This is a genomic window from Actinomadura rudentiformis (genome assembly GCF_008923185.1).
Classification (GTDB): domain Bacteria; phylum Actinomycetota; class Actinomycetes; order Streptosporangiales; family Streptosporangiaceae; genus Spirillospora; species Spirillospora rudentiformis.
Genome location: NZ_WBMT01000023.1, coordinates 54,601 through 80,374 on the forward strand (window position 1 = coordinate 54,601; position 25,774 = coordinate 80,374).

Here is a 25,774-nt window from a genome sequence, read left to right on the forward strand (position 1 = left end):
ATTTGATGGGATTCACCGAACAGGAGTGTTCGTGTCGGAGTGGTCTCGCTCGCAGTCGCGGCCCTGGCGTCCCGCGGTGAAGGCCGTGTAAACCAGGATCCGCCTCGGGGAATGGTGCTCCTCCGCGACCACCAGCGGCGTGACGGCCAACGCCGGAATCGCGGTGCAGGTGGATGTCAGAGGGGCGGTGGTGTGGTTCCTGCGGCGCTGGTAGTTGAGGGTGACGGCGGCCAGGAGCGGGGCCCAGGCCACCAGGGGCAGGTAGAGGAAGCCGACCACGAGGTGCCCGGTCGCGGTCATGCCCTCGTGCGGCATCGCCCACCAGGCCGCGAACGGTGTCCAGAGGAACGCGAGGATGGCGACTCCCGTCCAGGCCGGGATCAGCACCGCGCGGGGCGGGATGGCTTTGCCGTTGACAAAGGGGACCCACCGGGGGACCACCTCTCCCCAGCGGTGAACGAGTCCCAGGGTGAGCAGTGCGGCGGCCTCGGTCAGGAGGCTGAGAAGGATGAGGTAGGTCGGTCCCCAGATGCCGGGAGGGCAGATGTCACGGAGGCCCTCTTCGGTGTAGCCGGAGGGCCCACCCAGGGCCACGCCTATGCGCCACAGACCGGAGGGGAGCGTGGTCAGAGCGATCGTGTGAGCGGCCAAGCGGGCCCAGGGCGGTGCGGTCATGTGACTGATCTTGCTAGGAGTGAAAGGTGGTCACCTCCCGCTGAGGAGGTGGCTGGGCTCACCCGTTTGGGGGAGATCGGGCTTGGGCGGGTTCGCGGCCATGGACCAGAGGGCCAGGGCCAGCCAGACGATTCCTGTTCCGGCGACCAAGTGGCCGGTGCGGTTGACGACCGCGGGCAGGGCGAAGGAGAGGCAGACGGGGGCGAAGCCCAGGACGAAGAGAGTTGCGGCTGGGCGCGGGACGATGCCAGCGCGGTACATGGCGGCGCCGAAGAGGACTGTGCCGACCAAGGTCAGGAGGGCCGCTCCGAGGAACGGGATTCGGTGCGTTCCCGCTAGGAGCGCTTCGATTTCGGATTTCTCCATGTGGACCAGCACGAAGTTGCGGGCGTACGCAGCCCCGGCGAAGAGGGCTAGGCCTAGGTAGTTCAGCATGAACGCCACGGCGCCGAATCTGCCGACGGCCTCGCGCTGGGCCAGGTAGAGGCCTGCTAGGAACGCCAGGCCAAATGCCGGTGACACGCCGTTCAGGTAGCCGCTGGCGATTGTCTTGTCGCCTGCTAGGAGTTCGCTTAGGCCGCCCAGAGCGATGGACAGGCCGCAGATGACACCGGCTAGCGCGCTGATTCGGAAGAGAGAGGCAGTGGGCATGGAGTGCTCCTTTCCAGTGCCTCGAACGTAGGAAGCGCGCGTCGGTGGCGTGAGTGCCGTGCGACCTGGACACCCATGACCTTTGGCCAAAGTCGCCGCTGCCCCGTATCGGTGGGTGGTCCAGGCTCCTAATCTGGGCCTATGCCGCGCATGGCCTCGTGGTTGGCGATGTTCCTTTACGTCACCGTTCTGGTGGCGGGACTGTATTCAGCGATTGCCGGGTTGTGTCCGGCTGACCTGCGCACGGCGGGGTTCGCCGGGACGCTGGTGCTCTTGATCGCGCTTGAGGCGATGCGGCGGGGGCCTGCGGGTCCGATGCTGGCGTTGCGGTGTGGGCTCTATGTGGTGGTGGCCCTGCTGGATTGCTCGGGCATGGGGCGCGCGCTCTTGTTGCTCATCCCGTTCATCGGCTACTTCGCCCTCGGCCGCAGGGCGGGTTATGCGCTGGGTGCGCTGTGCCTTGCCGGGGTGGTGGGAACGCTCTCCACGTCCGGATGGGACACCGAGGCCGTCTCGGACTTGCTGATGTTCGTGATCGGGCTCGTCTTCGCGATCGCGATGGCGGCGGTCGCCCAACGGCACGCGGAGCAGGCGGCGGCGCTGGCCACGGCTGCCGAACGCAACCGGCTCGCGCGGGACATCCACGACAACGTGGGCCACCATCTGACCGTGATCTCCGTTCAGCTGGAGAAGTCGGCGGCCTTTCGAAACATCGATCCGGCAGCGGCCGATCAGGCCCTGACGGACGCGCGGGAGTCCGCCCGGCTCGCTTTGGAAGACGTGCGGCGGTCGGTGGGGACGCTCCGGACACACGGGCAGTTCTCGCTGGCGGCGGCGCTCAGCGCGCTGGTCGGACGGTTCGGCACGGCCGTGTCCCTTGAGATCCGGGGCGATGAGTCGGCACTTGACGGGGTGGCCTTGCCGGTGCTCTACCACGCCGCCCAGGAGAGCCTCACCAACGCCCACCGCCATGCCTGCGCGGACCGTGTGAGTGTGGAGGTCGAGCTGGGAAGGCGGGAGGCGCGCCTGATCGTCGAGGACGACGGCAAGGGCTTTGAGTCCCAGGTCGAGGGTTTCGGTGTGCGTGGGATGCGGGAGCGGCTGGAGCTCGTGGGCGGCTCGTTGCGGATCGACAGCGTGCCTGGCGAGGGCACGCGGGTGACGGCGACCGTGCCCGGACCGTCATGAGCGACGTCCGGGTGCTCGTCGCCGATGACCAGCGGCTGATCCGCGAGGGCATCGCCTCGCTGCTGGGGCTCCAGACCGGGGTGGCCGTGGTGGGTGTGGCGGAGGACGGGCGGGAGGCGGTCGAACGGGCGCTCGCGCTCACTCCCGACGTGGTGCTCATGGACGTGCGCATGCCGGTGATGGACGGTGTGGAGGCCACGTCGCTGCTCCGAGCCAGGACGCCGGAGTGCCGGATCTTGATGCTCACCACCTTCGACGACGAGGAGTACGTGGTCGCCGCGTTGCGGGCCGGTGCGAGCGGATATCTCCTCAAGGATCTGCCCGCCCCCGAGCTGGCCCAGGCGGTGCGCATGGTCCACGCGGGGGTCGACCAGTTCGCCCCGGCCGTCACGGGGCGCTTGCTGAAGGCCGTCCGGGACGTGCCCAAGGACGTGCCCAAGCCGGACGTCGCGCTCACCGGCCGCGAGCTCGACGTGATCCGGCTGATCGCGGCCGGTGCCACCAATCGCGAGATCGCGACCCGTCTCTATGTGAGTGAGGGCACGGTCAAGAATCACGTCTCCAGCATCCTGGCGCGCCTCGGGCTGCGCGACCGCACCCAGGCCGCGATCTACGCCCATGACCACGGGCTGCTCTAGGCGAGGACGGCGCCGCCGGGGCCGGGATCACATCTCGTCGAGGATGTTCTGAAGGATCTTGGGCGTGGCGGAGGCCGGAGCCGACTGCACGGCCAGCCGGTTCATCACGTCGGTGTAGTGGAAGACGTCGGCCGGCTTGTCGGGATAGAACGCGTTGGTGAGCTGCTCCAGGTAGACCACGTCGGGCAGGTCGGCGGCGGGCAGCCGCAGGATGCTGATCGGGCCGCCCGCGCCGTGGCCGCCCGCGCTGAACGGGTTGATCTGCACGGTGACGTGCGGCAGTTCGTTAAGGGCGATGAGCTGCTTGAGCTGGGCCCGCATGGTCGCGCGGTCGCCGAACGGCCGCCGGATCGCCGCCTCGTCGAGCACGGCCCAGAACCGCAACGGGTCGGGCCGGCTGAGCACCTGCTGGCGTGCCGTCCGCAGCTCGACGCGGCGTTCGATCTCGTCTTTGGAGGCGCTGGGCATGCCGAGCCGGATCAGGGCATGGGCGTAGGCCTCGGTCTGCAACAGGCCCGGCACGAACTGCACCTCGTAGCAGCGGATCATGCTGGCACCCTGCTCCAGCCCGAGATACGCCTCGAACCACGGCGGCACCAGGTCGCTGTAGGGCTGCCACCAGCCCGGCGCGCTGGCCTGCTGTGCCATCTCCAGCAGCGGCAGCCGGTCGGCCAGCTCGGTGACGCCGTACAAGGTCAGCAGGTCGGAGACGTCACGATCCTTGAACCCGACCCGGCCCAGCTCCATCCGGCTGATCTTTGATGCTGATCCACGAATCTCGTACGCCGCCTCCTCGGCGGTGATGCCGCGGTGCTCGCGCAGCCGTCTCAGCTGCGCGCCCACGACCAACCGCAGCACGGTCGGTCCAGCTCGCCCGTGCGTCAGCGCACTGGGCGGCACATCCGTGACGCGTTCGGTGCCCACTCCCACTCCCGAAAATCACAAGCGACGCCGAACCCCGGTCAAGACTGACATCCACCCCATGGTGGAGACAACCGTGCCGGGAACCTCTTCGCCTAGCGTTTACGCGCGACGCCGCACAGGGTGGACGTCTTGGTGATGTCATCGAACGGGCTGGGTTCGGGACGCCAGGACTCGCAGGCCACCACGCCCGGCTCGACGAGGTCGAAACCGTCGAAGTAGCCGACGATCTGCTCTGGCGGGCGCAGACGGTAGGGCACCGCGCCGGTGTCGTCGTACTCCTGCTGAGCCTTGTTGTGCGCGTCGTCGGTGTCGGTGTCGTCGTACAGGGCCAGATAGCTGCCCGCCGGGAGCCCGCCCATCAGGCCCCGGATGATGGACAGGACTTCCTCGTACGTCTGGATGTGGCCGAGCACGCCCATGAGCATCAGGGCGATGGGACGCTCGAAGTCGAGCTTTTCCTGGGCGAGGCGCAGGATCTCCTTGGGATTGCGCATGTCGGCTTCGATGTAGCTCGTCGCGCCCTGGGGCGAGCTGGTCAGCAGGGCGTGCGCGTGGACGAGCACGAGAGGGTCGTTGTCGACGTAGACGATGTGCGACTCGGGGGCCACCCGCTGGGCGACCTCGTGGGTGTTGTCGACCGTCGGCAGCCCGGTGCCGACGTCGAGGAACTGCCGGATGCCCGCCTCGCCGGCCAGGTAACGGACGGCGCGGGCGAGGAAGTGCCTGCTCACGCGGGCGACGTCCACGATGCCCGGGTAGACCTGGACATAGGCGTCCCCGGCTTCGCGATCGACGGGGTAGTTGTCCTTGCCGCCGAGCCAGTAGTTCCAGATCCGGGCCGAGTGCGGCACAGTGGTGTCGATCTGCGGGTGCTCCGGGTCGTCTGCCATGGCTCAGCGGGCTCCTCTACACAGTCACGCCGGAGGCGCGGGGGAAGTGTGCGGGGCCGACCCCCATCGGGCGGCACAGCATGTTTGATTTTCTCGACCAAGATAGACGACCTGTAGAATTTTTGCACTCTCTGGCCGTTTTGTGCAGGTGCCGGGCGTGCGCGATGCTGGAGGCGTGTCAATGGAGACTCTTGCGAGCGCCACTGAGCTGCGCGCCTTCCTGCACGGGCTGCCGGGCGTCGACCAGGTCGGGGCGGAGGAGCGGGCCGCGCGGCTCGCCACGCGTTCGATCAAGACGTCGGCCAAGGCCCAGGCCATCGACCTGGCGATCACCATGGTCGACCTCACCACGCTGGAGGGCGCGGACACGCCCGGGAAGGTGCGCGCCCTGTGCGCCAAGGGCATGCGGCCCGATCCCGGCGATCCGGACGTGCCGCAGGTGGCGGCCATCTGCGTCTATCCGGACATGGTCCCGACGGCGGTCGAGGCCCTCCAGGGGTCCGGGATCGGGGTGGCGAGCGTGGCCACCGCGTTCCCCTCGGGGCGGGCGCCGATGGAGGCCAAGCTGGCCGACACGCGGGCGGCGGTCGAGGCGGGCGCCACCGAGATCGACATGGTGATCGACCGCGGCGCGTTCCTGGCCGGCGACTACCTCAAGGTGTACGAGGAGATCGTCGCGACCAAGGAGGCCTGCGCCGGCGCGGCCAACGACGGGCACGGCGCGCACCTCAAGGTGATCTTCGAGACCGGCGAGCTCGTGACCTACGACAACGTGCGCCGTGCGTCCTGGCTCGCCATGCGGGCGGGCGCCGACTTCATCAAGACCTCCACCGGCAAGGTCTCCCCGGCCGCCACGCTGCCGGTGACGCTGGTCATGCTGGAGGCCGTGCGGGACTTCCGGGACCAGACCGGGCGCATGGTCGGGGTCAAGCCCGCGGGCGGCATCCGGACCACCAAGGATGCGATCAAGTACCTGGTGCTGGTCAACGAGACGGCCGGACCGGACTGGCTCACCCCGGAGTGGTTCCGCCTGGGCGCCTCCAGCCTGCTGAACGATCTCCTCATGCAGCGCCGCAAGCTGGCCACCGGTGTCTACTCCGGCCCCGACTACTTCACGCTCGACTGACTCGACCGACTGGATTGCTGATCATGGACTTCGAGTACGCGCCGGCACCCGAGTCGCGGGCCGTCGTCGACATTCGGCCCTCGTACGGGCTGTTCGTCGACGGCGAGTTCCGCGACGGGCACGGCGAGCCGTTCAAGAGCATCGACCCGTCGAACGAGGAGCCGCTCGCCGAGATCGCCGCCGCCGACGCGGCGGACGTGGACCGGGCGGTGGCCGCCGCCCGGCGCGCCCACGACAAGGTCTGGGGCCCGATGAGCGGCCGGGAGCGGGCCAAGTACCTCTACCGGATCGCGCGGATCATCCAGGAGCGCTCGCGCGAGCTGGCCGTGCTGGAGTCGATCGACAACGGCAAGCCGATCCGCGAGTCGCGCGACGTCGACCTGCCGCTGGTCGCCGCGCACTTCTTCTACTACGCCGGGTGGGCGGACAAACTCACCCATGCGGGCTTCGGGCCGGATCCCAGGCCGCTGGGCGTGGCCGGTCAGGTCATTCCGTGGAACTTCCCGCTGCTGATGCTGGCCTGGAAGATCGCACCGGCGCTGGCGTGCGGCAACACGGTGGTGCTCAAGCCCGCCGAGACCACGCCGCTGACCGCGCTGGCGTTCGCCGAGATCTGCCGCCAGGCCGACCTGCCGCCGGGCGTCGTCAACATCATCACCGGCGCGGGCGAGACCGGCCGGCTGCTGGTCGAGCACGCGGGCATCGACAAGGTCGCCTTCACGGGTTCCACCGAGGTGGGCAAGCAGATCGCGCGCGCCGCGGCCGGCACGGACAAGAAGCTGACGCTGGAGCTCGGCGGCAAGGCCGCCAACGTCATCTTCGACGACGCGCCGCTGGACCAGGCCGTCGAGGGGATCGTCAACGGGATCTTCTTCAACCAGGGCCACGTGTGCTGCGCCGGGTCGCGCCTGCTCGTCCAGGAGTCGGTGGCGGAGGAACTGCTCGACCAGCTCAAGCGGCGGATGGCCACGCTGCGCGTCGGCGACCCGCTCGACAAGAACACCGACATCGGCGCGATCAACTCCGGCGCCCAGCTGGAGAAGATCCGGATGTTGTCCGAGATCGGCGAGCAGGAGGGCGCCGGCCGCTGGTCGCCGCCGTGCGAGCTGCCGCAGCGCGGGTTCTGGTTCGCCCCGACGATCTTCACCGACGTCGCCCAGTCGCATCGGATCGCCCGCGAGGAGATCTTCGGGCCGGTGCTGTCGGTGCTGACGTTCCGTACGCCCGCCGAGGCCGTCGAGAAGGCCAACAACACCCCTTACGGGCTGTCGGCCGGGGTCTGGACCGAGAAGGGCTCCCGCATCCTGTGGATGGCCGAACGCCTGCGCGCGGGCGTCGTCTGGGCCAACACGTTCAACAAGTTCGACCCCGCGTCGCCGTTCGGCGGCTACAAGGAGTCCGGCTACGGCCGCGAGGGCGGCCGGCACGGACTGGAGGCCTACCTCGATGTCTGAGCGATCTGAACGATCTGAACGGCTCGCCGTGCGCAAGACCTACAAGCTGTTCATCGGGGGCGCGTTCCCCCGGTCCGAGTCCGGCAGGTCGTACGTGGTGAACGACGGCAAGGGCACCTTCCTCGCCAACGCCTCCCAGGCGTCCCGCAAGGACGTGCGGGACGCGGTGGTCGCCGCCCGCAAGGCGTTCGGCGGCTGGGCCGGGCGCACCCCCTACAACCGGGGTCAGATCCTCTACCGGATCGCCGAGATGCTGGAGGGCCGCCGGGCGCAGTTCGTCGAGGAGCTGCGCGCCGCCGGGCTGGCCAAGGCCGCGGCGAACGCCGAGGTGGACGCCGCGATCGACCGCTGGGTCTGGTACGCGGGATGGGCCGACAAGCTCGGCGCGGTCGGCGGCTCGGCCAACCCGGTCGCCGGACCGTTCTTCAACTTCTCCACGCCGGAGCCGACGGGCGTCGTCGGCATCGTCGCCCCGGACTCCCCGCTGCTCGGTCTCGTGTCGGTCGTCGCCCCGGCGATCGTGTCGGGCAACACGTGCGTCGTCATCGCCTCCGAGCCGTCGCCGCTGCCTTCGATCACGTTCGCCGAGGTGCTGGCGACGTCGGACCTTCCGGGCGGCGTCGTCAACGTGCTGACCGGCCGCCGCGATGAGTTGGCGCCGTGGCTCGCCGCGCACATGGACGTGAACGCCATCGACCTCGCCGGAGTGGCACGGGACCGCGTCAGGACCCTGGAAGAGGCGGCCGCCGAAAATCTCAAGCGGGTGCTGCGACCGGGCGTGACCGACTGGTCCGCAGAGCCCGGAACAGGCCGTATGACCGCCTTCCTGGAGACCAAGACGGTATGGCATCCGGTGGGCGTCTGACCTGCTGAAGTAACAGTGTGTGTGTAGAGCGTCAACAAATGTGGAATAGATCTCCCCGTAACTGATCACACGGGGGGGAGATCAGTGCCTACCAAGACTGCAGAGCGCGCGACGTCCAGCCGAGGTACGGCTAGTCGCGCGAAAAGCTCAGCCGCGAGGAAGACCACCGGGCGCAAGCCGGCCACCAGGAAGTCGGCCGGCAAGCGTGTCAGCGCCGCCGCGAAGACCACGGCACCGCGTACCACGGTCAAGCGCTCGACGGCTGCCAAGGGCACCGCCAAGAAGTCCACGGCCCGGAAGTCGACCACGGCCCGGAAGTCCACTTCCGCGGCCCGCAGGTCGACCACCGGCACGTCGGCCGCCAGCAGGTCGACGACCGCCAGAAAGTCCACCACGGGCAGGAGGAGCACCACCGCCGCGAGGAAGACGGCGTCCCGCAGCACCGCCACCGCCGGCCGGACGTCCTCGGCGATGGCGACCAAGGCCAAGACCGCCGCCACCAAGGCCTCGTCCGCCGCCAAGCAGATGAAGTCGGCGACGACCAAGGCCACGGCGTCGGTCAAGGCCATGACGGCCATGACCAAGGCGATGACCACCGCCACCAAGGCGATGAACGACGCCGCCAAGGCGATGAGCACTGCCGCCAAGGCCGTGTCCACGGCCCAGAAGACCTCGGGCACGGCCCGGAAGGCGGCCGGTGGCCGGAAGGCCACGTCGGCTGCCAAGAAGACGACCTCGACCGGCCGGGCCACAGGGGCCCGCAAGTCGACCAGGGCCAAGAAGGCGACCGCGGAGAAGTCGACCGCCAAGAAGACGACCGCGCGCAAGTCGACCGCTCGCAAGGCGACCACGGGCCGCAAGGCCGCCGCCAAGAAGTCCACCACCGCCGGCAAGACCGCGGCGGCACGGAAGAGCACAGCGGGGAGGAGCACGGCACGCAAGTCCACGACCGCGCGTAAGTCGACCGCGCGTAAGTCGACCGCGCGTAAGTCGACCGCGCGTAAGTCGACCACGTCCGCGGCCAAGAAGTCGACCTCGCGGTCGGTGACGGCGCGCAAGTCCACGTCCGCCGCCAGACCCACGACGACCGGACCCAAGGCCACCACGACGCGGTCCCGTAAGTCCACGTCCGCGTCGAAACGGACGACCACCCGCAAGCCGGAGCCCTCGGAGCCTTCGAAGTCCTCGTCCACGGCCATCGTCGAGCCGAAGACCGACATGGGGTCGCTGCACCATTCGTCCAGCGGGGACGGCGGCTTCCTGTCCGGCGTGACCGGCAACGACGTTTCCCGCGATTGACCGCCGGGTACCCGGCGGCGGAGCCCCTTCCCTACATTGGGACGGGGCTCTGCCGGATTTTCGAGGGAGCGGAGGGTTCATGGACGACGGCACGATCCTGTCGAATATCAACGAGTACGTGGCCGAGGAGCACAAGCTGCGCGAGCGCCACCAGCGCGGCGAGCTCACCGGCGAGGAGGAACGCAGGCGGCTGCAACAGCTGGAGGTGGCCCTGGACCAGTGCTGGGACCTCCTCAGGCAGCGCAGGGCCCGCATCGACGCGGGCGATGACCCCGACAAGGCCGAGGTCCGCCCGCCGGGCGAGGTCGAGGGCTACCTGCAGTAGACCCGCACACACGAGAGAGCCGGTCCCGGAACGCTCCGAGACCGGCTCTCCGTCATGCTCTGCGCTGCCATGCTCTGCGCTGCGCTCTGTGTCGTGCTCTCAGTCGCGCCGTACGGGCTACATCCGCTCCGGCACCGGGATGCCCAGCAGGTCGAGCCCCGTGGTCAGCGTGGTCAACGTGGCCGCGCAGAGCGCCAACCGGGAGGCCTTGGTCTCCTCGTCGGGCGCCTTGAGCACCGGGCAGTTCTCGAAGAACGACGTGTAGGCCTGGGCCAGCTCGAACAGGTAGCCCGCCAGGCGGTGCGGCTCGCTCAGCTCGCCGGACTGTTCGACGACGCTGCCGAAGTCCAGGAGCCGGAGAGCCAGCGCGCGCTCGGCCTCGTGCCCGATCGTGATCGGACCGGTCGCCTTCTCGGGGTCGATCCCGCCCTTGCGGAAGATCGAGCGGATCCGGACGGTGGCGTACTGCAGGTACGGACCGGTCTTGCCGTTGAACAAGGTCATCCGGTCGATGTCGAAGATGTACTCGCTGTCGAGCGCCACCGACAGGTCGGCGTACTTCACGGCGCCGATGCCGACCTTCTCCACGATCTCGTCGCGGGTCGCGGCGTCGAAGTCCTCCTGGTGCTCGATCGCGTCGAACCGTTCACCGGCCCGTTCGACGGCCTCGTCCAGCAGCTCCGAGAGCTTGACGGTGCCGCCCGCCCGGGTGCGCAGGATCTTGCCGTCGGTGCCCAGCACGTTGCCGATCTGGGCGTGCTCGGCCTTGACGTCGTCGCCCAGCCAGCCGGCCATCCGGGAGACCGCGAAGACCATCTGGAAGTGCAGCGCCTGCGGCGCCCCCACCACGTAGATCATGCGGTGGACGTGCTCGGTGTCGACCCGGTAGCGGATGGTCGCCAGGTCGGAGGAGGAGTAGTTGTAGCCGCCGTCGCTCTTGCGGATGATCACCGGCAGCGGCTCGCCCTCGCGACCGGTGAAGCCGGGCGGGAACGCGCACAGCGCGCCGTCGCTGACGACCGCGATGCCCTTGTCCTCAAGCTCCTGGACCGTGGGGGCGAGCAGGTCGTTGTAGAAGCTCTCGCCCTTGATGTCGTCGTCGGTGAGCGTGACGCCCAGCCGCTCGTAGACGGTGTTGAAGTAGCGCTTGGACACGTCCACCAGGACCTGCCAGAGCCGCAACGTCTCGGGGTCGCCCGCCTGGAGCAGCACGACCCGCTTCCGGGCACGGCCGGCGAACTCCTCGTCGCCGTCGAACTTCTGCCGCGCGGCCTGGTAGAAGGCGGTCAGGTCGCTGACGGAGGAGTCGTCGTCGGCGGCCTTCTCCTCTCCGAGGTCGAGCAGGTGCTCGATCAGCATGCCGAACGGGGTGCCCCAGTCGCCGACATGGTTGTCCTTGATCACCTCATGGCCGAGGAAGCCCAGGATCCGGGCGATCGCGTCGCCGACGATCGTGGTGCGCAGGTGCCCGACGTGCATCTCCTTGGCCACGTTGGGCGAGGAGTACTCGACGATGACCCGCTGCGGGGCGTCGGTCTTGGGCACCGCGAGCCGCGGGTCGGCCAGCACCTGCTGGGCCTGCCCGGCGATCCAGTCGTCCCGCAGCGTGAGGTTGATGAATCCGGGACCGCTGACCTCGACCTTGTCGATCAGGTCGCCCTTGTCCAGCTTCGCCACGATCTCGTTTGCGATGTTTCGCGGGTTCTGCTTCTCGCCTCGCTCGGCCGTCAGCGGCTTGACCAGCGACATGGCCACGTTGGCCTGCAGGTCGGCGAACTGCGACGGTCGGATGACCGGGTCGGTGCCGGCGTACGACGGTCCGAAGGCGGCGGCCAGCGCCTCCCGGACCCGGGCGGTGAGTGCGAGTTGCGGATCGGGCATGGCCCAAGGTTATCGGGGAGCCAACTATGAACAGGCATGGCTTTTCGCGCATTGCTAACCGGAAGAGTTCCGGAGTCTCGTCATCCACTTGTCCCAGCGCAGCGCGAAGGTCAGCATGACGGCGGCACCGGCGGCGATCGCCAGCGCGACCAGGTCGTTCTGAAGATTGTCGGGCCGCAGCGCGAAGAACTCGCGGAGCCACGGGACCGCGAGGACCACCAGGAACGCCACGCCCATCGCGACGACCAGGCCCAGCCGCCACCAGTTCCAGGGGCGGGCGATCAAAGCCAGCACCCAGATCGTCAGGAAGAAGAGGGCGAGGGTGGCGGTGGAGCTGTTCGCCGAGAACGGGCTCGCGGTGAATTCGCTGGCCAGGAAGTACCCGGCGAACGTGGCGATGCCGCACGCGAACCCGGCGGGCACCGCGAAGCGCAGCACCCGGGGGACGAAGCCGGGCCGGGCCCGCTCCAGGTTGGGCGCCAGCGCCAGGAAGAACGCGGGGATGCCGATGGTCAGGCTGCTGATCAAGGTGAGATGCCGGGGCAGGAACGGGAAGCGCACGTGCATCAGCCCGACCAGCACGGCCAGGATGATCGAGTAGACCGTCTTGGTGAGGAACAGATTGGCGACGCGTTCGATGTTGCCCAGCACCCGGCGCCCCTCGCCGACCACGTGCGGCAGCGTCGCGAAGCTGTTGTCCAGGAGGACGATCTGCGCCACGGCCCGGGTGGCGCCGCTGCCCGAGCCCATCGACACGCCGAGGTCGGCGTCCTTGAGCGCGAGCACGTCGTTGACGCCGTCGCCGGTCATCGCGACCGTGTGGCCGCGCGACTGGAGCGCCTTGACCATGGCGCGCTTCTGCTGGGGGTCGACCCGGCCGAACACCGAGTTGTCCTCCAGCGTCTGCGCCATGGCCTCGATGTCGTCCGGGAGCGTGCGGGCGTCCACGGGGTGCTCGGCCTGCGGCAGGTTCAGGGAACGGGCGATCGCGCCCACCGAGGCCGGGTTGTCGCCGGAGATGACCTTGACGGCGACGCCCTGCTCCGCGAAGTACTCCAGGGTCTTCGGGGCCTCGGGACGTATCCGCTGCCGGAGCACGATCAGCGCGGCCGGCTCGGCGCTGGCGGTCACGTCCAGGCGGTCCGGAGCGGCGAAGGAGCCGTCGGGCACGCGGGCCAGGACCAGGACGCGCAGGCCGGTCGAGCCGAGCCGCTCCGCCTGCTGCCGGTGGGCGTCGCCGGAGCCCAGCAGCACGTCGGCCGCGCCGACGATCCAGGAGCCCTGCCCGTCGAACGCGGCGCCGCTCCATTTGCGGGCCGAGGAGAACGGGACCGTCTCGGTGATCGGCCAGCCGGGATCGTGCTCGTCCAGACCCTCCTTGACGGCCCGCATGGTCGCGTTGGGATCGGGGTCGCCGGCCGCGGTGGCCGCCAGCGCCTGGCGGGCGGGCAGGTCCTTGTCGAGCACGATGACCTCGTCGAGGTCCATGCCGGGTTCGGTGAGCGTGCCGGTCTTGTCGACGCACAAGACGTCGACCCGGGCGAGGCCCTCGATCGCGGGCAGCTCCTGCACCAGGCAGTGGCGGCGCCCGAGCCGCACCACGCCGACGGCGAAGGCGATGCTGGTCATCAGCACCAGCCCCTCGGGGATCATCGTGACCACGCCCGCCACCGCGCCCACGATCGCTTCGCCGAAGCCGAGGGAGGTACGGAACTGGCTGATGAACAGCAGGATCGCGGTGGGAATGATCAGCCAGGTGACGTACTTGAGGAACCGGTTGATGCCCGCCATCAGCTCCGAGTGCGACAGCGAGAACCTGCTCGCCTCCTCGACCAGCCGCGCCGCGTAGGCCTCGCGGCCGACCTTCTCGGCGGTGAACGTGCCGCCGCCCGCCACCACGAAGCTGCCTGACCTGACCTCGTCGCCGGGCGTCTTGGACACCGCGTCGGCCTCGCCGGTGAGCAGCGACTCGTCGACCTCCAGCCCGTGCGACGCGGCGACCGTCCCGTCCACCACGATCTTGTCGCCGGAGCCGAGCACGATCAGGTCGTCCAGGACGACGTCCTGCTGCGCGAGTTCGGCGAGCGCGCCGTCCCGCATGACCCTGACCGGTGTCTCGCCCACGACGGCGAGCTTGTCCAGCGTGCGTTTGGCGCGCAGTTCCTGGATCACGCCGATCGCGGAGTTGGCGAGGATGACCCCGCCGAACAGCCCGTCCTGCCACTGACCGAAGATCATGACCAGCACGAACAACGTGCCGATCAGCGCGTTGAACCGGGTGAACACGTTCGCCCGGACGATCTCGGCCAGGGACCGGCTGGACCGCCGCGGCACGTCGTTGGTCTGGTTCGCCGCGACACGCTCACTGACCTGCGCCGCTGTCAGTCCCCGCGCGCCACTTCGCTCTACATCCGTCACGTCGCCCCCGGTGGGATGCAGCATTCCCCAAGATCTCGGGAACAACCCCTAAGACTAGGTGGCCGTGGGCGGCTCGCTCCGCCTGGGACCGATTTCGGCCCCGTCGGGTGGCGTGTTCGCCGCGTCGTGCGGCCGATCCTCGGAGGGCTGTACGGCGGGCATGCCCGGGGCTGTGCCGGCAGAGTCGTCCGGGCCCGTCTCGACGGCCTTTTCTGTCTCCTCGGCCTTGTCTCCGCCACCGTCACGGTCGACATGCATCAGCCGGCCCAGCCTGGACGGGGTACGGGCGGCCGCGACCTGGTCCCTGATGCGGTCGATGATCCGTCCGGTCGCCAGCTCGTAGGCGAGCACGCAGGCCGAGGTGATGGCGCGGGCCCGGGAGGCGCCGTGCGCGATGACGACCGTGCCGTTCAGGCCGAGCAGCACGCCGCCGCCGTAGGTCTCGGAGTCGAGCCGGTCGCGCAGGTCGGTGAGCTGGCGGCGCTGGAGGAAGCTGCCCAGCTTGGCGGTGCGGCTCCCGGTCATGGCCTCGCGCACCTCCGCGAGCGCCATCCGGACCGAGCCCTCCATGGTCTTGAGGGCCACGTTGCCGGTGAAGCCGTCGGTGACCACCACGTCCACCACGCTGCGCAGCAGGTCGTGGCCCTCGACGTTGCCCGCGAAGCGGATGCCGTGCCGGCCGTTCGCCAGCAGCTCGTGCGCGTTCTTGGTGACCTTGTCGCCCTTGCCCGGCTCGGCGCCGATGTTGAGCAGGCCCACGGTCGGGCGTGCCAGCCCCAGCCGGATCTGGGCGTACGCGGTGCCCAGCGCCGCGAACTGCACGAGCGTCTCGGCCTTGACATCGGAGGTCGCCCCGGCGTCCAGCAGCACGGTGGGCCGCGGCCGAGTGGGCAAGGTCACAGCGATCGCCGGACGCATCACGCCCTGCTGGCTCTTGAGCCGCAGCCGCGCGGTGGCCACCACCCCGGCGGTCGAGCCCGCCGAGACCAGGGCTGATGCCCGGCCCTGCTTGATCAGGTGGCACGCGATCGCGACCGACGAACGGGGCTTGCGCCAGCTCGCCAGCGCGCCCTCGCCCATGTCCAGGGACTCCTCGGCGTGCACGATCGGGATCTCGCCGGAGATGCCGTACCGGTCCAGCTCACGGCGGATCCGCGGGGCCTGCCCGACCAGGACGAGCCGGACGCCGTGGTCGCGGACCGCCGCCACCGCGCCGGCGATGACCTCCTCAGGGGCGTGGTCGCCGCCCATGGTGTCCACCGCGATCGGCGCGGGCCGAGCCGGCGCCGCGCGCGACTCGCCTTTGCCGGTCATGGGACTCCTGGTGGGTCAAGGGAGGGCGATGGCCGCAAGCTTGCAGCTCATCGCATCGTATGGCGTCCCTTTACCCGCCCCGACAGGGGGAACCTCGCCCGCTCCGGCCGCGGTCCGGCGGTTCAGTTCTGCTTCTGGCAATCGGTACCGAGGCAGTGCGCGTTCTCCACGATCGGACGGCCGTCCAACAAGATCGTGTAGTAGTGCTCCCGCTTCTCGCGCTCACCGGAGGCGAGGACCTGGACGGCCTTCTTGTCGGCCGTCGTCCCGGTGCAGGCCACGCGCATCTTGGCATCGGTCCAGCCGGGCATGTGCGCGCAGCTCAGCGCGGTGCTGAGGGGCACCCCGCGGCTCCGGAGCTCGGCACCCGCGGTGGTCCGCGTCGAGTTCAGCAGCTCGGCCTGAGTCTGGTAGCGGAGCTCCTTGGTGTCGATGAGGGTCGCGTAGACGATCGTGGCGGCCACGCCGACCAGGACAAGGGCGGCGATGCCGAGGGCGATGACCCTCACCCGGTTGTCCTTGGCGGCGGCCTTCAGCCGGCCTGCGAGGTCAGGGGCATTGTCAGCGGAATTGTCTTTCGCGGAATCGTCATTCACAGCGGCGTTCACACGCGTAGCGTCACCGCCGCCGGCCGGACACGGGCGCAGCGCCGGGCGGGTTTTCCACGGATCGGGTGAAACCGTTGCCCGATCACGAGGATGCGGGAGGGCAGCCCAGCCCCAGGCAGTTCTGGTCGAGCACCGGTTTGCCGCCGACCGTGATCACGTACTGCTCGCGTGGATGGTCGGTGTCGGCCTGGGTGGCCTCGCCGGACACCACGACCGGAACGCCGGTGGTGGTCCGGCCCGTGCACCGCACCCGGACCAGCGATTCGTCGCCGGTCGCCGGCATCTCGCACGAGGGTCGGCCCGCCAGCCGGACGCCCCGCTTCTCCAGCTCGGCGACGGTGCCGTCGGCGACCGCGTTGCGGTACGCGCCGTCGGAGATCCGCTGCATGAGGTCGCACGCGCTCAGCGTGCAGACGAGCAGAGCAGCCAGCAGGCCGGCACGGAGGGCCCTCACGACTCTTCCCGGGCGGTCTGCCGGGTGGGCGGGGCCGGGCCGTCGAGGACCGCGGTCACGGCCTCGGCGACGGCCTCGGGCCGGTCCAGCTGCACCATGTGCCGGGTGCCTGGAAGCACCACCTGGCGGCCGTACGGGCTCATTTCGGCGAGACGCCGGTGCCCCGCGCGCCAGTTCTCGCGCTCGTCCTCCGACTGGCCGGGGTCGCCGAGCGCGGTCAGCACGACCAGCGGGATCGCGGGGAACGGCCGCCGCTCGCGCAGCCGGAACAGATCCTCGGCCATTTCCCGGTAGGCGAACTCCTCGGAGAGGACCGTGCCGAGCACCGTGCCCCGCCCGTACACCGAACGGACGGTCTCGGCCGGGACGGGCTCGCCGCGGTCGCTCGTGCACCGCATGACCAGCCGCCGCCCCGCCGGACCGACGACCTTGGACAGCCGGGTGAATCCCATGGCGGCACCCAGCGCCTTGGCCGCCGGGTCGAGCAGGGCCGCGAGCCGGACGCGGGCATGAGGTTCGCTTTCGCAGCTCGGATCCACGAGCACGAGCCCCCGGACGAGATCCGGGTGGAGCCGGGCGAGCGCCTCCGCGTGGAATCCCGCCACGGAATGAGCCACGACGATCACCGGCGCGCCGGCCCGCTCGGCGAGTCCGGCCAGGATCGTGACGTCGCGGCGCAGGCTGGGCGGGCTGGCCGCCAGCGGGCTCAGCCCGAGCCCGGGACGGTCGAAGTTGTAGACCCGGCACCGGCCCTCCAGCAGGTCGACGGACGGCTGCCAGTCGAACCACGCGCCGCCGAGCCCGCTGCTCAGCAGCAGCGGCGGCCCGTCGGCCGGGCCGCTGGTGACCAGGTGGACCTGTTCGCCGTCGACGTTCTCAAGCGTGATCCCGGGGGTGGGGGTCATCGGTGCGTCGTCTCCCGTTCGAGCCGGTCGCCGGAGGCGGACCGGCGGAGCCGCCGCCGGTCGTCGTACAGGGCCCAGGCGATGGCGACGAGCCCGAGGACCAGGATGCTGATCTGCACCCGCTGGATGAGGCCCAGCCAGCGGCCGAGGAGCATCGCCAGGACCGTGCTGAGCGCGAACGCGGTCTCGGCGACCGCCAGCAGCCAGCCCCAGCGAGCGAGGGCGGGCCACCAGCCGTACCGGCGGGCCGCGATCGACAAAGTGAGGAGCGCCGCCACCCCGAAGGCGATCACCATGCTGCTCGTGACGGCGTGGAACTGGTGGGAGAACGAGACGTTCTCCGATCGTTCCCGGAGCGAGCACCACGTCTCCAGGCTGGGCGCGCAGTCGAGCGGGAAGACCGCGTCGCCGATGGCGCACACCCCGAAGAGGCCCAGGAACGTCCAGCCGAGGGTCGACCACGGCCGTCGCGGCAGGGTCAGCAGGCAGGTGCCGGCCACCGTGATCGACAGCACGCCGGTGACGAAGTCCCCGGCGCTGTAGACCTGGTGGAACGGCTGGTCAACGGCCGAGAGCTCACTCACGTAACCATTGATGACGTCCAGGTCGGGACTGAGGAAATGTTCCAGCAGGAAGGTCGAATAGGTGATCGCGGCGAGGGTGGCGAGGACCACGGCAAAAGCCGGCACCGCTCCCGGCGCGTCGTCGCGCGGCTCCGGCTCCACCCGTCTCCCCTCGCCCGTACGGCCCGTGCCATCCACTACCAGTATTTCTGTAGCCAGCATAAGGACGTGACCCGGGCGCCACTTTCACGTGCCGTAATCGTTGTACTAGCGGTGGACCACCGGAACCCGGTATCTGGCGGTTCGACTGGCTCGGGGCATGACCAGCTTCTTTGTACCCTGGAGGGGGTACCTATTCGGCATGAAGGTGGATCAAAGGCTTCAATGGGGGTGAATCGGGGCTCATTGATCACTGTCCGTGACGACGCGCCCCGGCGCGCGTTTCCCCGCTGACTTTCAAGGAGTACCAACACGTGACTTTGGTGAACGACGCGGCTCCCGCAGTGCGATCCACTGGTCGCAAGTTCCGCGCCTTCACGGCGAAGCATCTCGACGAGCTCACCGCTCGTGCGGGGCTCTCGCCCGAACAGCAGCTCGAGACCCGGGCGGTGGCGACGGTCCTGCCGTTTCGGACCAACCAGTACGTGATCGACGAGCTCATCGACTGGTCGGCGGCACCCGAGGATCCGATCTACCGGCTGGTCTTCCCCATGGCGGACATGCTCCCCGCCGAAGACGTCGCGCACCTCTCGGACCTCCTCCGCAGGGAGGCTCCCAAGGCCGAGGTGGATGCGGCGGCCCGCGCCGTCCGGATGAAGCTCAACCCGCATCCGGCCGGGCAGATGGAGCTCAACATCCCGAGCTTCGGGGACGGCAAGATCCCGGGCCTGCAGCACAAGTACGACGAGACCGTGCTGTACTTCCCCAAACAGGGTCAGACCTGTCACGCGTACTGCACCTACTGCTTCCGCTGGGCGCAGTTCGTGGGCGAGGCCGACCTCAAGATGGCCGGCGACGACACCCAGCAGCTGCGCGACTACGTGCTCGCCCACCCCGAGGTGACCAGCGTCCTGTTCACCGGCGGCGACGCCATGATCATGGGTGAGCCGGTGCTCCGCCGCTACGTCGAGCCGCTGCTCGACCTGGAGCAGCTGGAGTCGATCCGCATCGGCACCAAGTCGCTGGCCTACTGGCCGCAGAAGTTCGTGACCGACCCGGACGCCGACGCCATGCTGGGCCTGTTCGAGCAGGTCGTCGAGGCCGGCAAGAACCTGGCGTTCATGGCGCACTTCACGCATCCGCGCGAGCTGGAGCCCCTCGTCGTCACCGAGGCGGTCCGCCGGATCCGCGACACCGGGGCGGTCATCCGCACCCAGGCGCCGCTGATCCGCACGATCAACGACGACCCGGCGGTCTGGGAGAGCATGTGGCGCACCCAGACGCGGATGGGCATGGTCCCGTACTACTTCTTCGTGGAGCGTGACACCGGGCCGCAGGACTACTTCGCGGTACCGCTGGCACGGGCGTACGAGATCTTCCGGACCGCCTACCAGAACGTGTCGGGGCTCTCCCGGACCGTCCGCGGGCCGTCCATGTCGGCGACCCCCGGCAAGGTGTGCGTGGACGGCGTGCTGGACCTGATGGGCGAGAAGGTCTTCGCCCTGCACTTCATCCAGGCCCGCAACGCCGACCTGGTCGGCAAGCCGTTCTTCGCCAAGTACGATCCGGACGCCGTCTGGCTGGACGATCTCAAGCCGGCCTTCGCCGACCGCTTCCCGTTCGAGGTCTGACAAGGCAGTCCGACGAGGCGGTTCGGGCCACGGCGAGCCGGCCAGGGTGGCGTACCCACACCCTGGCTCGCCGTGGCCCGGCACGCTTCGACTCAACCCGCTCGCTCAGCGCGCCGGCCGATGGTCGGCCCGGAAGATCGTGAACAGCACGCGCAGCACGAGGATCGAGCTGACCCCGAGCAGCCCATAGCCCAGCACCTCGAACAGACCGACGTCCCGCGTGACCTGCGGCCCGCCCGCCGTACCCAGCAGCATGGCGGCGACCACGGCGGTCGTGGCGCCCAGCACGGTCAGCAGCACCTGGTGCAGCATCCCGGTCACGACGTGGCGATCACGCTCGTCGGCGAAGAGCCGGACGTTGACACCCAGCCGGCCCTGTTCCAGCGAGTGGGTGATCCGGTCGAACCGGCGCGGCAGCCTGCGCAGTACCGGCAACATCCCGAGCAGCTCGCCCGTGAGCGACTCCTTGAGCGCGCCGGGGGCCAGCCGTTCGGTGAAATGGGCGGCGGCGAAGTCCTGCGCGGCGGCGACGATGCTGAACGAGGGGTCGAGCCGGGTCAGCGTCCCCTCGATCGTCGCCAGCGCCCGGAACACAGCGGCGATCTCGGGATGGACCGCGAGCCGGAACGCCGCCATCAGCCGGAACAGCTCCGTGAACATGTCCACCCCCGGCGCCAGGCCCGCGCTGAGATGCCGCGCCATGAACTGCCCGAGCGCCCGTTCCAGCCGTTCCTCGTCGATCTCCTCCGGCCGGGTGACGACCTCCAGGAGCGCGTCGGACAGCGCCGCCGGGTCGCCGCGGCCGACCGCGATGAGGATGTCCTGGAGCGAACCGCGCATCCGCGCGTCCAGCCGCCCGACCGATCCGAAGTCCAGCAGCGCGAGGCCGCCGTCGCGCATCAGCAGGATGTTGCCCGGGTGGGGATCGGCGTGGAACGTACCGTCCCGCATGATCTGTGTGAGCAGGCCGTCCAGCAGGGTCCGCGCCAGCTTCGCCCGGTCGAGCCCGCGCTCTTCGATGAGCCTGTCGGCGGCGCCGAGCGGCACGCCGTCCAGCCATTCCTGGATCAGGACGCGGCCGGTGCTCCGCTCCGGGTGCAGCGCGGGCAGGCGCAGGCCGGTCGGGCCGCCCGCGCCGATGGCCGTGGTGTTGCGCGCCTCCACGTGGAAGTCCAGCTCCTCGCGGAGCGCGACGCCGAAGCCGTGCGCGAGCTCGACCGCGCCGAGTGACGGCCCCCACCGGGTACGCCGTTCGAGCGTGGCGGCCAGCCGGTTCACGAGGTCGAGGTCACGTTCGACCAGCGGCCGGATGCCAGGACGCTGCACCTTGACGACGACCTCGGCCCCCGACCGCAGCCGCGCCCGGTGCACCTGCGCGATGGAGGCGGCTGCCAACGGCACCGGGTCGAACTCGGCGAACACCGTGTACGGCGACTCCCCGAGTTCCTCGGTGAGCACCCGTTCCACCTCGGCGGCGGGCGCGGGCGGGACCTTGTCCTGAAGGTGGGAGAGCTCGTCGATGAAGGCCTGCGGCAGCAGGTCCCGGCGGGTGGACAGCACCTGCCCGAACTTGACGAACGTGACGCCGCCCTCCTGCAGCGCCAACCGGAGCGAGCGAGCCAGGGAGGCCCCGTCGCCCCGGCCCCTGCCCCGGCGCCCGCGCAGGTAGGGCCCGAGGCCGTGGCGGACGGCGATCCGGGTGATCTGGTAGTAGCGCCGGGTCCGCGCGATCCGCCGCCGGGTGGCCACGACCAGCTCGTGGGGCCGGGGCAGCGATCCCGTCGGCACGAGCGCCTCGGCCACCACGATGAACGTCATGGCGGTCAGCACCGCCGAGCCCAGCGAGGCGGCGAAGTACAGGCCGGGATCGTCCTTCTGAAGCCCGCCGGCGAGGAACCCGGGGAGGGAGAAGCCGATCAGCCCGCCGACGGCCGTCCTGGCCGTTCCGACGGGCAAGCCCAGCAACCGGCGACTGGCCCAGGCCAGTCCCGCGATGAGGAGGACCCCGCTCGCCAGCGCCGCCGCCCAGAGGGCGGGGTTCATGGACATGGACGGGGACGGGGGGTCGGAGAAGAGGGGGATGGTCACGCAGACCATGATCGCGGTCGGACCGGGCGTCACTGCTCCCGCCCCGGGGCGAGAACGTTCCCCCGCACGGGGGAACGCGACGATGACCGCGGCGAACGAGCGGCTGGAGCTCGCGCGGACGCCCGGTCCGGACGCGTCAGTGGCCGTAGACGGGGACGATCGAGGCCCTGGCCAGGGTGTGGGCCGTGATGTTGAAGCCCGCCACGGCGGGGGAGACGTCCGAATCGATGCCCAGCGTCTCCACGTCCAGGGCGTGCACCGTGAAGACGTACCGGTGGGGCGTCCCGGGCGGCGGGGCGGAGCCGCCGAACGCCTTGGTCCCGTAGTCGTTGCGCGCCTGGATCCCGGTCTTGGAGTCTTCAGACCCGGCGCCGGTGGGCAGCTCGGTCACGTCGGCCGGGATGTCGAACACCACCCAGTGCCAGAAACCGCTGCCGGTCGGCGCGTCCGGGTCGAAGCAGGTCACCGCGAAGCTCTTGGTCTCCGCCGGGAACCCCGACCAGCGCAGGTGCGGGGAGAGGTTCTCGCCGCTGAAGCCCCAGTCGTTGAAGACGTGCCTGTTCGAGAGCTGCTCGCCGTGGGTCACATCGTCGCTCTCGACGGTGAACGACGGCACCTCGGGCAGATGCTCGTGCGGAAGGGGAGCGGGCATGGCGGCCTCCTCGTCAGACGGTCGTTGTCGCCTCCATCTCTACCAGTGGACGTTCAGGTCTTCACGGCGCCCATCGTGAAGCCCGTCACGAAACGATCGAGGAAGAGGTTGAACAGGAACGCGATCGGGACGGCCATGGTCACCGTGGCGGCCTGGAGCGACTGCCAGAAGAAGACGTCGCCGCGGATCAGCTGGGTCGGCACGCCCGTGCTGACGACCATCTCCGGGCTCGCCGACACGAACGCCAGCGCGTACACGAACTCGCTGGCCGTCAGGGTGAAGCTGAAGACGACGACGGCGACGATCCCGGGGAAGACGAGCGGGAGGACCGCCCGCCCGAACGCGCCCAGCCGGCTGTAGCCGTCGACCATCGCCTGCTCCTCGACGTCCTTCGGCACCGCCTTCAGGAACCCGATCAGGAGCCATACCGACACCGGCACGGTGATCGTCGGATAGACGACGACCATCGACCAGATCGTGTCCTCCAGCCCGAGCGCTACCACGACGCGGGTCAGTGACAGGAACAGCAGCGACGGCGGGACCAGGTAGACCAGAAAGATCGCGATGCCCATCGGGGTGCCCCACGGCCGGTTGAGGCGCGCCAGGGAGTACGCGGCGGGCAGCGCCAGGGCGAGCGTGAGCACGACGACGAGGGCGCCGACCAGAAGCGTGTTGACCACGAACGTGAGGAACGGCGTGTCGCTGAAGAGGAACCTCACGTGGTCGGGCGTGGCGGGCTCGTTGAAGAGGAACGGGCTGCTCTCCGGGTTGTAGAGGTCGCGGTTCTGCTTGAACGCGCTGACGGCGCTCCACAGGAACGGAAGGGCGCAGACGAGCGACGCCAGCACCGCCGCCCCGTACACCCCGCACCGCGCGAGGACATGCCGGATCGCGTACCGCCGCCGGAGCCGCTCCACCTCCTGCGAGGTCTGCCGTGGCGCCCCGTCCTTCGTCACCAGGGTGTTGGTCACTGCGACTCCAAGCGACGGACGGCGCGCAAGATCGCGATCGCGCCCGCGAGCAGGATCGGGAAGAGGAACAGCGCGATCGCCGCGCCCTGGCCGACGTCGCCGCCCTCGATGCCGCGGAAGTAGGCCCACGACGCCAGGACGTCGGTCGAGTGGGTGGGGCCGCCGCGCGTCAGCACGTACGACACGGTCATGTCGGTGAACGTCATGATGGCGCCGAACAACCCGGCGACCGCGATCACCGGCAGCGTGAGCGGGATCGTCACCTCGAACATCCGCCGCCAGAAGCCCGCCCCGTCGATGCGGGCGGCCTCGTCGATGTCGCGCGGGATGGCCACCAGCCCGGCCATCACGATCACCGCAGCCAGCGGGGTGAGCCGCCACACCTGGACCGCGATCACCGACACCATCGCCGCCGAGGGCCGCCCGAGCCACACCACATTGGTGTCGATCACGCCGAGCTGGCGGAGCACCCAGTCGACCGGTGAGTAGATCGAGTCCAGGAACCACAACCACGAGATCGTCGACAGCGCCACCGGCGTCGTCCACGGCAGCAGCACCAGGAAGCGCACGAACCACTTGCCGCGGAAGTCGGCCACCAGGATGTTGGCCAGGATCTTGCCCAGCAGCACGATGAAGATCATGGTGATCACGGTGAAGACCACCGTGTTGACCAGCGACCGCCAGAACACCCGGTCGTCGAAGATCGCCTCGAAGTTGCGGAACCCGACGAAGTCGTACGAGGGGTCGCCGGTCGTCACGTCCGAGAACGCGAACGCGATGGCCAGCAGGAACGGCACGCCCACCAGCGCGATGATGTAGACCACCGAGGGCAGCAACATCGCCCACGCCAGGAATCCCTCCCGGTCGGCGAGCCCCGGCTTGGAACGCCGGGCCGGCCGGAACCTGCCGTCCGGCGGACCGGCCGGCGGGCCGCCCCGGCGCATCCGCGCATGGGTCACGAGCCGCCCCCGTTCCCGATCGGCACCGCCGGGGTGCGCCCGCCCGCCGCGGCGTCGAAGAAGCGGAGCCGTCCCGCCACCACCGCGAACTCGTGCGTCTCGCCCGCCGACAGCGGAGTGGTCACCGTCGCGGGCAGCCGCGCGATCACCCGCGTCTCCTCGCCGAGCCTGGTCACCGTGCCGTACACGTGCCGGTCGCCCGACAGGTACTCCATCCGCTCGATCCGCATCGGCATCGTGACGCGCGCGTCGTACGGCACGTTCTCGGCCGGGAGCAGATGCTCGGGCCGGAAGCCGATCAGCCGGTCGTCGCGCCGCACCAGGTTCATCGGCGGGGACCCGATGAACGTGGCCACGAACGTGTCGGCGGGATCGTCGTACACCTCCACCGGCGTCCCGATCTGGCGGACACGGCCCTTCTCCAGGACCGCGATCCGGTCGCCGAGCCCCATCGCCTCGGCCTGGTCGTGCGTGACGTAGATCGTCGTCGTCCCGATCTGCTCCTGGAACTGCTTGAGCTCGTCCCGCGCCGTCGCGCGCAGCTTGGCGTCCAGGTTGGACAACGGCTCGTCCAGCAGGAACACCGCCGGATCCCGGACGAGGGCACGCGCCAGCGCCACCCGCTGCCGCTCACCGCCTGACAACTGCCGCGGCTTGCGGCCCAGCAGCGGCTCGATGCCGAGCCGCCCGGCCGCCTCCTTGGCCCTGCGCTCCCGCATGCCGCGCGGCATCTTCTCGGCCTTCAGCGGGAACACGATGTTGTCGAGCACCGACTTGTGCGGATAGAGCGCGTACGACTGGAACACCATCGCGACCTGGCGGATCCGCGGCGGCAACCCGTTGACCACGTGCCCGCCGATCAGCACCTCGCCCTCGGTCGGCTGCTCCAGGCCCGCGATCGTGCGCAGCAACGTGGTCTTGCCGCATCCCGAGGGGCCCAGCAGCACCAGGTACTCACCCGGCTCCGCCGCGAGGTCGACCCCGGCCAGGGCTCGCACGTCGTCGTCCTTCCGGCGACGGCCGCGCAGATGGCCGTCGAAGGTCTTGACCAGACCCCGTACCTCGACAGCGTTCATTGCTCGCTCCGCTCGATTCATTGGCTCGCTCCGCGCGGCCGCCCGCAGCGTTCATTGCTC

The 25,774-nt window shown here is 69.8% G+C and carries 23 protein-coding genes and 1 pseudogene; 7 read left to right on the forward strand and 17 right to left on the reverse strand.

Going from position 1 to position 25,774, the window contains the following annotated elements; genetic code table 11:
• Nucleotides 1-12 precede the first annotated feature (12 nt).
• Together F8566_RS39095 and F8566_RS39100 are read right to left on the reverse strand one after the other, a co-directional pair.
• A complete protein-coding gene (locus tag F8566_RS39095) occupies nt 13-675 on the reverse strand; it encodes a hypothetical protein (protein ID WP_225993909.1) in 663 nt (220 codons plus the stop codon).
• A 30-nt stretch (nt 676-705) separates the two neighbouring features.
• On the reverse strand, nt 706-1,326 hold the full coding sequence (locus tag F8566_RS39100) for a hypothetical protein (RefSeq protein ID WP_151567460.1): 621 nt from the start codon (nt 1,324-1,326) through the stop codon (nt 706-708).
• Between the two features lie 141 nt (nt 1,327-1,467).
• Between F8566_RS39100 and F8566_RS39105 the strand changes: the two genes are divergently transcribed.
• Both F8566_RS39105 and F8566_RS39110 read left to right on the forward strand, forming a co-directional pair.
• A complete protein-coding gene (locus F8566_RS39105) occupies nt 1,468-2,514 on the forward strand; it encodes a sensor histidine kinase (RefSeq protein WP_151567462.1) in 1,047 nt (348 codons plus the stop codon).
• Nucleotides 2,511-3,152, forward strand: a complete 642-nt coding sequence (locus tag F8566_RS39110; protein WP_151567464.1) for a response regulator — start codon at nt 2,511-2,513, stop codon at nt 3,150-3,152. Before F8566_RS39105 ends, F8566_RS39110 begins: the two co-directional genes overlap by 4 nt.
• A gap of 27 nt (nt 3,153-3,179) precedes the next feature.
• Here F8566_RS39110 and F8566_RS39115 read toward each other — a convergent pair whose 3' ends face one another.
• Both F8566_RS39115 and F8566_RS39120 read right to left on the reverse strand, forming a co-directional pair.
• Nucleotides 3,180-4,076: a helix-turn-helix domain-containing protein gene (locus F8566_RS39115; protein ID WP_225993910.1), complete on the reverse strand. Its 897-nt coding sequence runs from the start codon at nt 4,074-4,076 to the stop codon at nt 3,180-3,182.
• Nucleotides 4,077-4,168: 92 nt separating this feature from the next.
• On the reverse strand, nt 4,169-4,966 hold the full coding sequence (locus tag F8566_RS39120) for an SAM-dependent methyltransferase (RefSeq protein WP_151567466.1): 798 nt from the start codon (nt 4,964-4,966) through the stop codon (nt 4,169-4,171).
• Nucleotides 4,967-5,147: 181 nt separating this feature from the next.
• On the opposite strand from F8566_RS39120, the gene deoC reads away from it, so the two are divergent.
• From deoC to F8566_RS39135, 3 genes are read left to right on the forward strand one after another with little or no spacing between them, the layout of a single operon-like run.
• Nucleotides 5,148-6,092 carry a deoxyribose-phosphate aldolase gene (deoC, locus tag F8566_RS39125; RefSeq protein WP_151567468.1) on the forward strand — a complete coding sequence of 315 codons (945 nt, stop codon included), beginning with the start codon at nt 5,148-5,150 and terminating at the stop codon, nt 6,090-6,092.
• A 23-nt stretch (nt 6,093-6,115) separates the two neighbouring features.
• A complete protein-coding gene (locus F8566_RS39130; protein WP_151567469.1) occupies nt 6,116-7,546 on the forward strand; it encodes an aldehyde dehydrogenase family protein in 1,431 nt (476 codons plus the stop codon).
• Complete coding sequence (locus F8566_RS39135; protein ID WP_151567471.1) at nt 7,539-8,411, forward strand: aldehyde dehydrogenase family protein; 873 nt, start codon at nt 7,539-7,541, stop codon at nt 8,409-8,411. The genes F8566_RS39130 and F8566_RS39135 overlap by 8 nt, the downstream gene beginning before the upstream one ends.
• Nucleotides 8,412-8,476: 65 nt before the next feature.
• Here F8566_RS39135 and F8566_RS39140 read toward each other — a convergent pair whose 3' ends face one another.
• Entirely contained in the window at nt 8,477-9,691 is a 1,215-nt protein-coding gene (locus F8566_RS39140) for a hypothetical protein (RefSeq protein WP_151567473.1), read from the reverse strand.
• 98 nt (nt 9,692-9,789) lie between these two features.
• On the opposite strand from F8566_RS39140, the gene F8566_RS39145 reads away from it, so the two are divergent.
• On the forward strand, nt 9,790-10,035 hold the full coding sequence (locus tag F8566_RS39145; RefSeq protein ID WP_151567475.1) for a DUF2630 family protein: 246 nt from the start codon (nt 9,790-9,792) through the stop codon (nt 10,033-10,035).
• 117 nt (nt 10,036-10,152) lie between these two features.
• Here F8566_RS39145 and argS read toward each other — a convergent pair whose 3' ends face one another.
• From argS to F8566_RS39180, 7 genes and pseudogenes are all read right to left on the reverse strand, one after another.
• On the reverse strand, nt 10,153-11,916 hold the full coding sequence (gene argS, locus F8566_RS39150; protein ID WP_151567477.1) for an arginine--tRNA ligase: 1,764 nt from the start codon (nt 11,914-11,916) through the stop codon (nt 10,153-10,155).
• 54 nt (nt 11,917-11,970) lie between these two features.
• Nucleotides 11,971-14,334, reverse strand: coding sequence for an HAD-IC family P-type ATPase (locus F8566_RS39155; RefSeq protein WP_225993911.1), 2,364 nt, complete (start codon nt 14,332-14,334; stop codon nt 11,971-11,973).
• A 258-nt stretch (nt 14,335-14,592) separates the two neighbouring features.
• Nucleotides 14,593-15,648 (reverse strand): annotated as a pseudogene (gene plsX, locus F8566_RS39160) (phosphate acyltransferase PlsX); the annotation flags it as partial.
• A 122-nt stretch (nt 15,649-15,770) separates the two neighbouring features.
• Nucleotides 15,771-16,157 (reverse strand): hypothetical protein, encoded by a 387-nt coding sequence (locus F8566_RS39165; protein WP_225993913.1) that lies wholly within the window; start codon nt 16,155-16,157, stop codon nt 15,771-15,773.
• 181 nt (nt 16,158-16,338) lie between these two features.
• Nucleotides 16,339-16,710 (reverse strand): hypothetical protein, encoded by a 372-nt coding sequence (locus F8566_RS39170; RefSeq protein WP_151567481.1) that lies wholly within the window; start codon nt 16,708-16,710, stop codon nt 16,339-16,341.
• The gene (locus tag F8566_RS39175) at nt 16,707-17,615 is read right to left on the reverse strand and encodes an alpha/beta fold hydrolase (protein WP_151567483.1); all 909 of its coding nucleotides are present in this window, start codon (nt 17,613-17,615) and stop codon (nt 16,707-16,709) included. The genes F8566_RS39170 and F8566_RS39175 overlap by 4 nt, the downstream gene beginning before the upstream one ends.
• A complete protein-coding gene (locus F8566_RS39180) occupies nt 17,612-18,340 on the reverse strand; it encodes a DUF998 domain-containing protein (protein WP_225993914.1) in 729 nt (242 codons plus the stop codon). The genes F8566_RS39175 and F8566_RS39180 overlap by 4 nt, the downstream gene beginning before the upstream one ends.
• 311 nt (nt 18,341-18,651) lie before the next feature.
• Between F8566_RS39180 and F8566_RS39185 the strand changes: the two genes are divergently transcribed.
• On the forward strand, nt 18,652-19,968 hold the full coding sequence (locus F8566_RS39185) for a KamA family radical SAM protein (protein WP_151567487.1): 1,317 nt from the start codon (nt 18,652-18,654) through the stop codon (nt 19,966-19,968).
• Nucleotides 19,969-20,073: 105 nt separating this feature from the next.
• Here F8566_RS39185 and F8566_RS39190 read toward each other — a convergent pair whose 3' ends face one another.
• From F8566_RS39190 to F8566_RS39210, 5 genes are all read right to left on the reverse strand, one after another.
• Nucleotides 20,074-22,056, reverse strand: a complete 1,983-nt coding sequence (locus F8566_RS39190) for an ABC1 kinase family protein (RefSeq protein WP_225993915.1) — start codon at nt 22,054-22,056, stop codon at nt 20,074-20,076.
• Between the two features lie 136 nt (nt 22,057-22,192).
• Complete coding sequence (locus F8566_RS39195) at nt 22,193-22,708, reverse strand: YbhB/YbcL family Raf kinase inhibitor-like protein (RefSeq protein ID WP_151567489.1); 516 nt, start codon at nt 22,706-22,708, stop codon at nt 22,193-22,195.
• A gap of 53 nt (nt 22,709-22,761) precedes the next feature.
• The gene (locus tag F8566_RS39200; RefSeq protein WP_225993916.1) at nt 22,762-23,679 is read right to left on the reverse strand and encodes a carbohydrate ABC transporter permease; all 918 of its coding nucleotides are present in this window, start codon (nt 23,677-23,679) and stop codon (nt 22,762-22,764) included.
• Nucleotides 23,676-24,638 (reverse strand): carbohydrate ABC transporter permease, encoded by a 963-nt coding sequence (locus F8566_RS39205; RefSeq protein WP_225993917.1) that lies wholly within the window; start codon nt 24,636-24,638, stop codon nt 23,676-23,678. Before F8566_RS39205 ends, F8566_RS39200 begins: the two co-directional genes overlap by 4 nt.
• On the reverse strand, nt 24,635-25,714 hold the full coding sequence (locus tag F8566_RS39210) for an ABC transporter ATP-binding protein (protein ID WP_151567491.1): 1,080 nt from the start codon (nt 25,712-25,714) through the stop codon (nt 24,635-24,637). The genes F8566_RS39205 and F8566_RS39210 overlap by 4 nt, the downstream gene beginning before the upstream one ends.
• Nucleotides 25,715-25,774 lie beyond the last annotated feature (60 nt).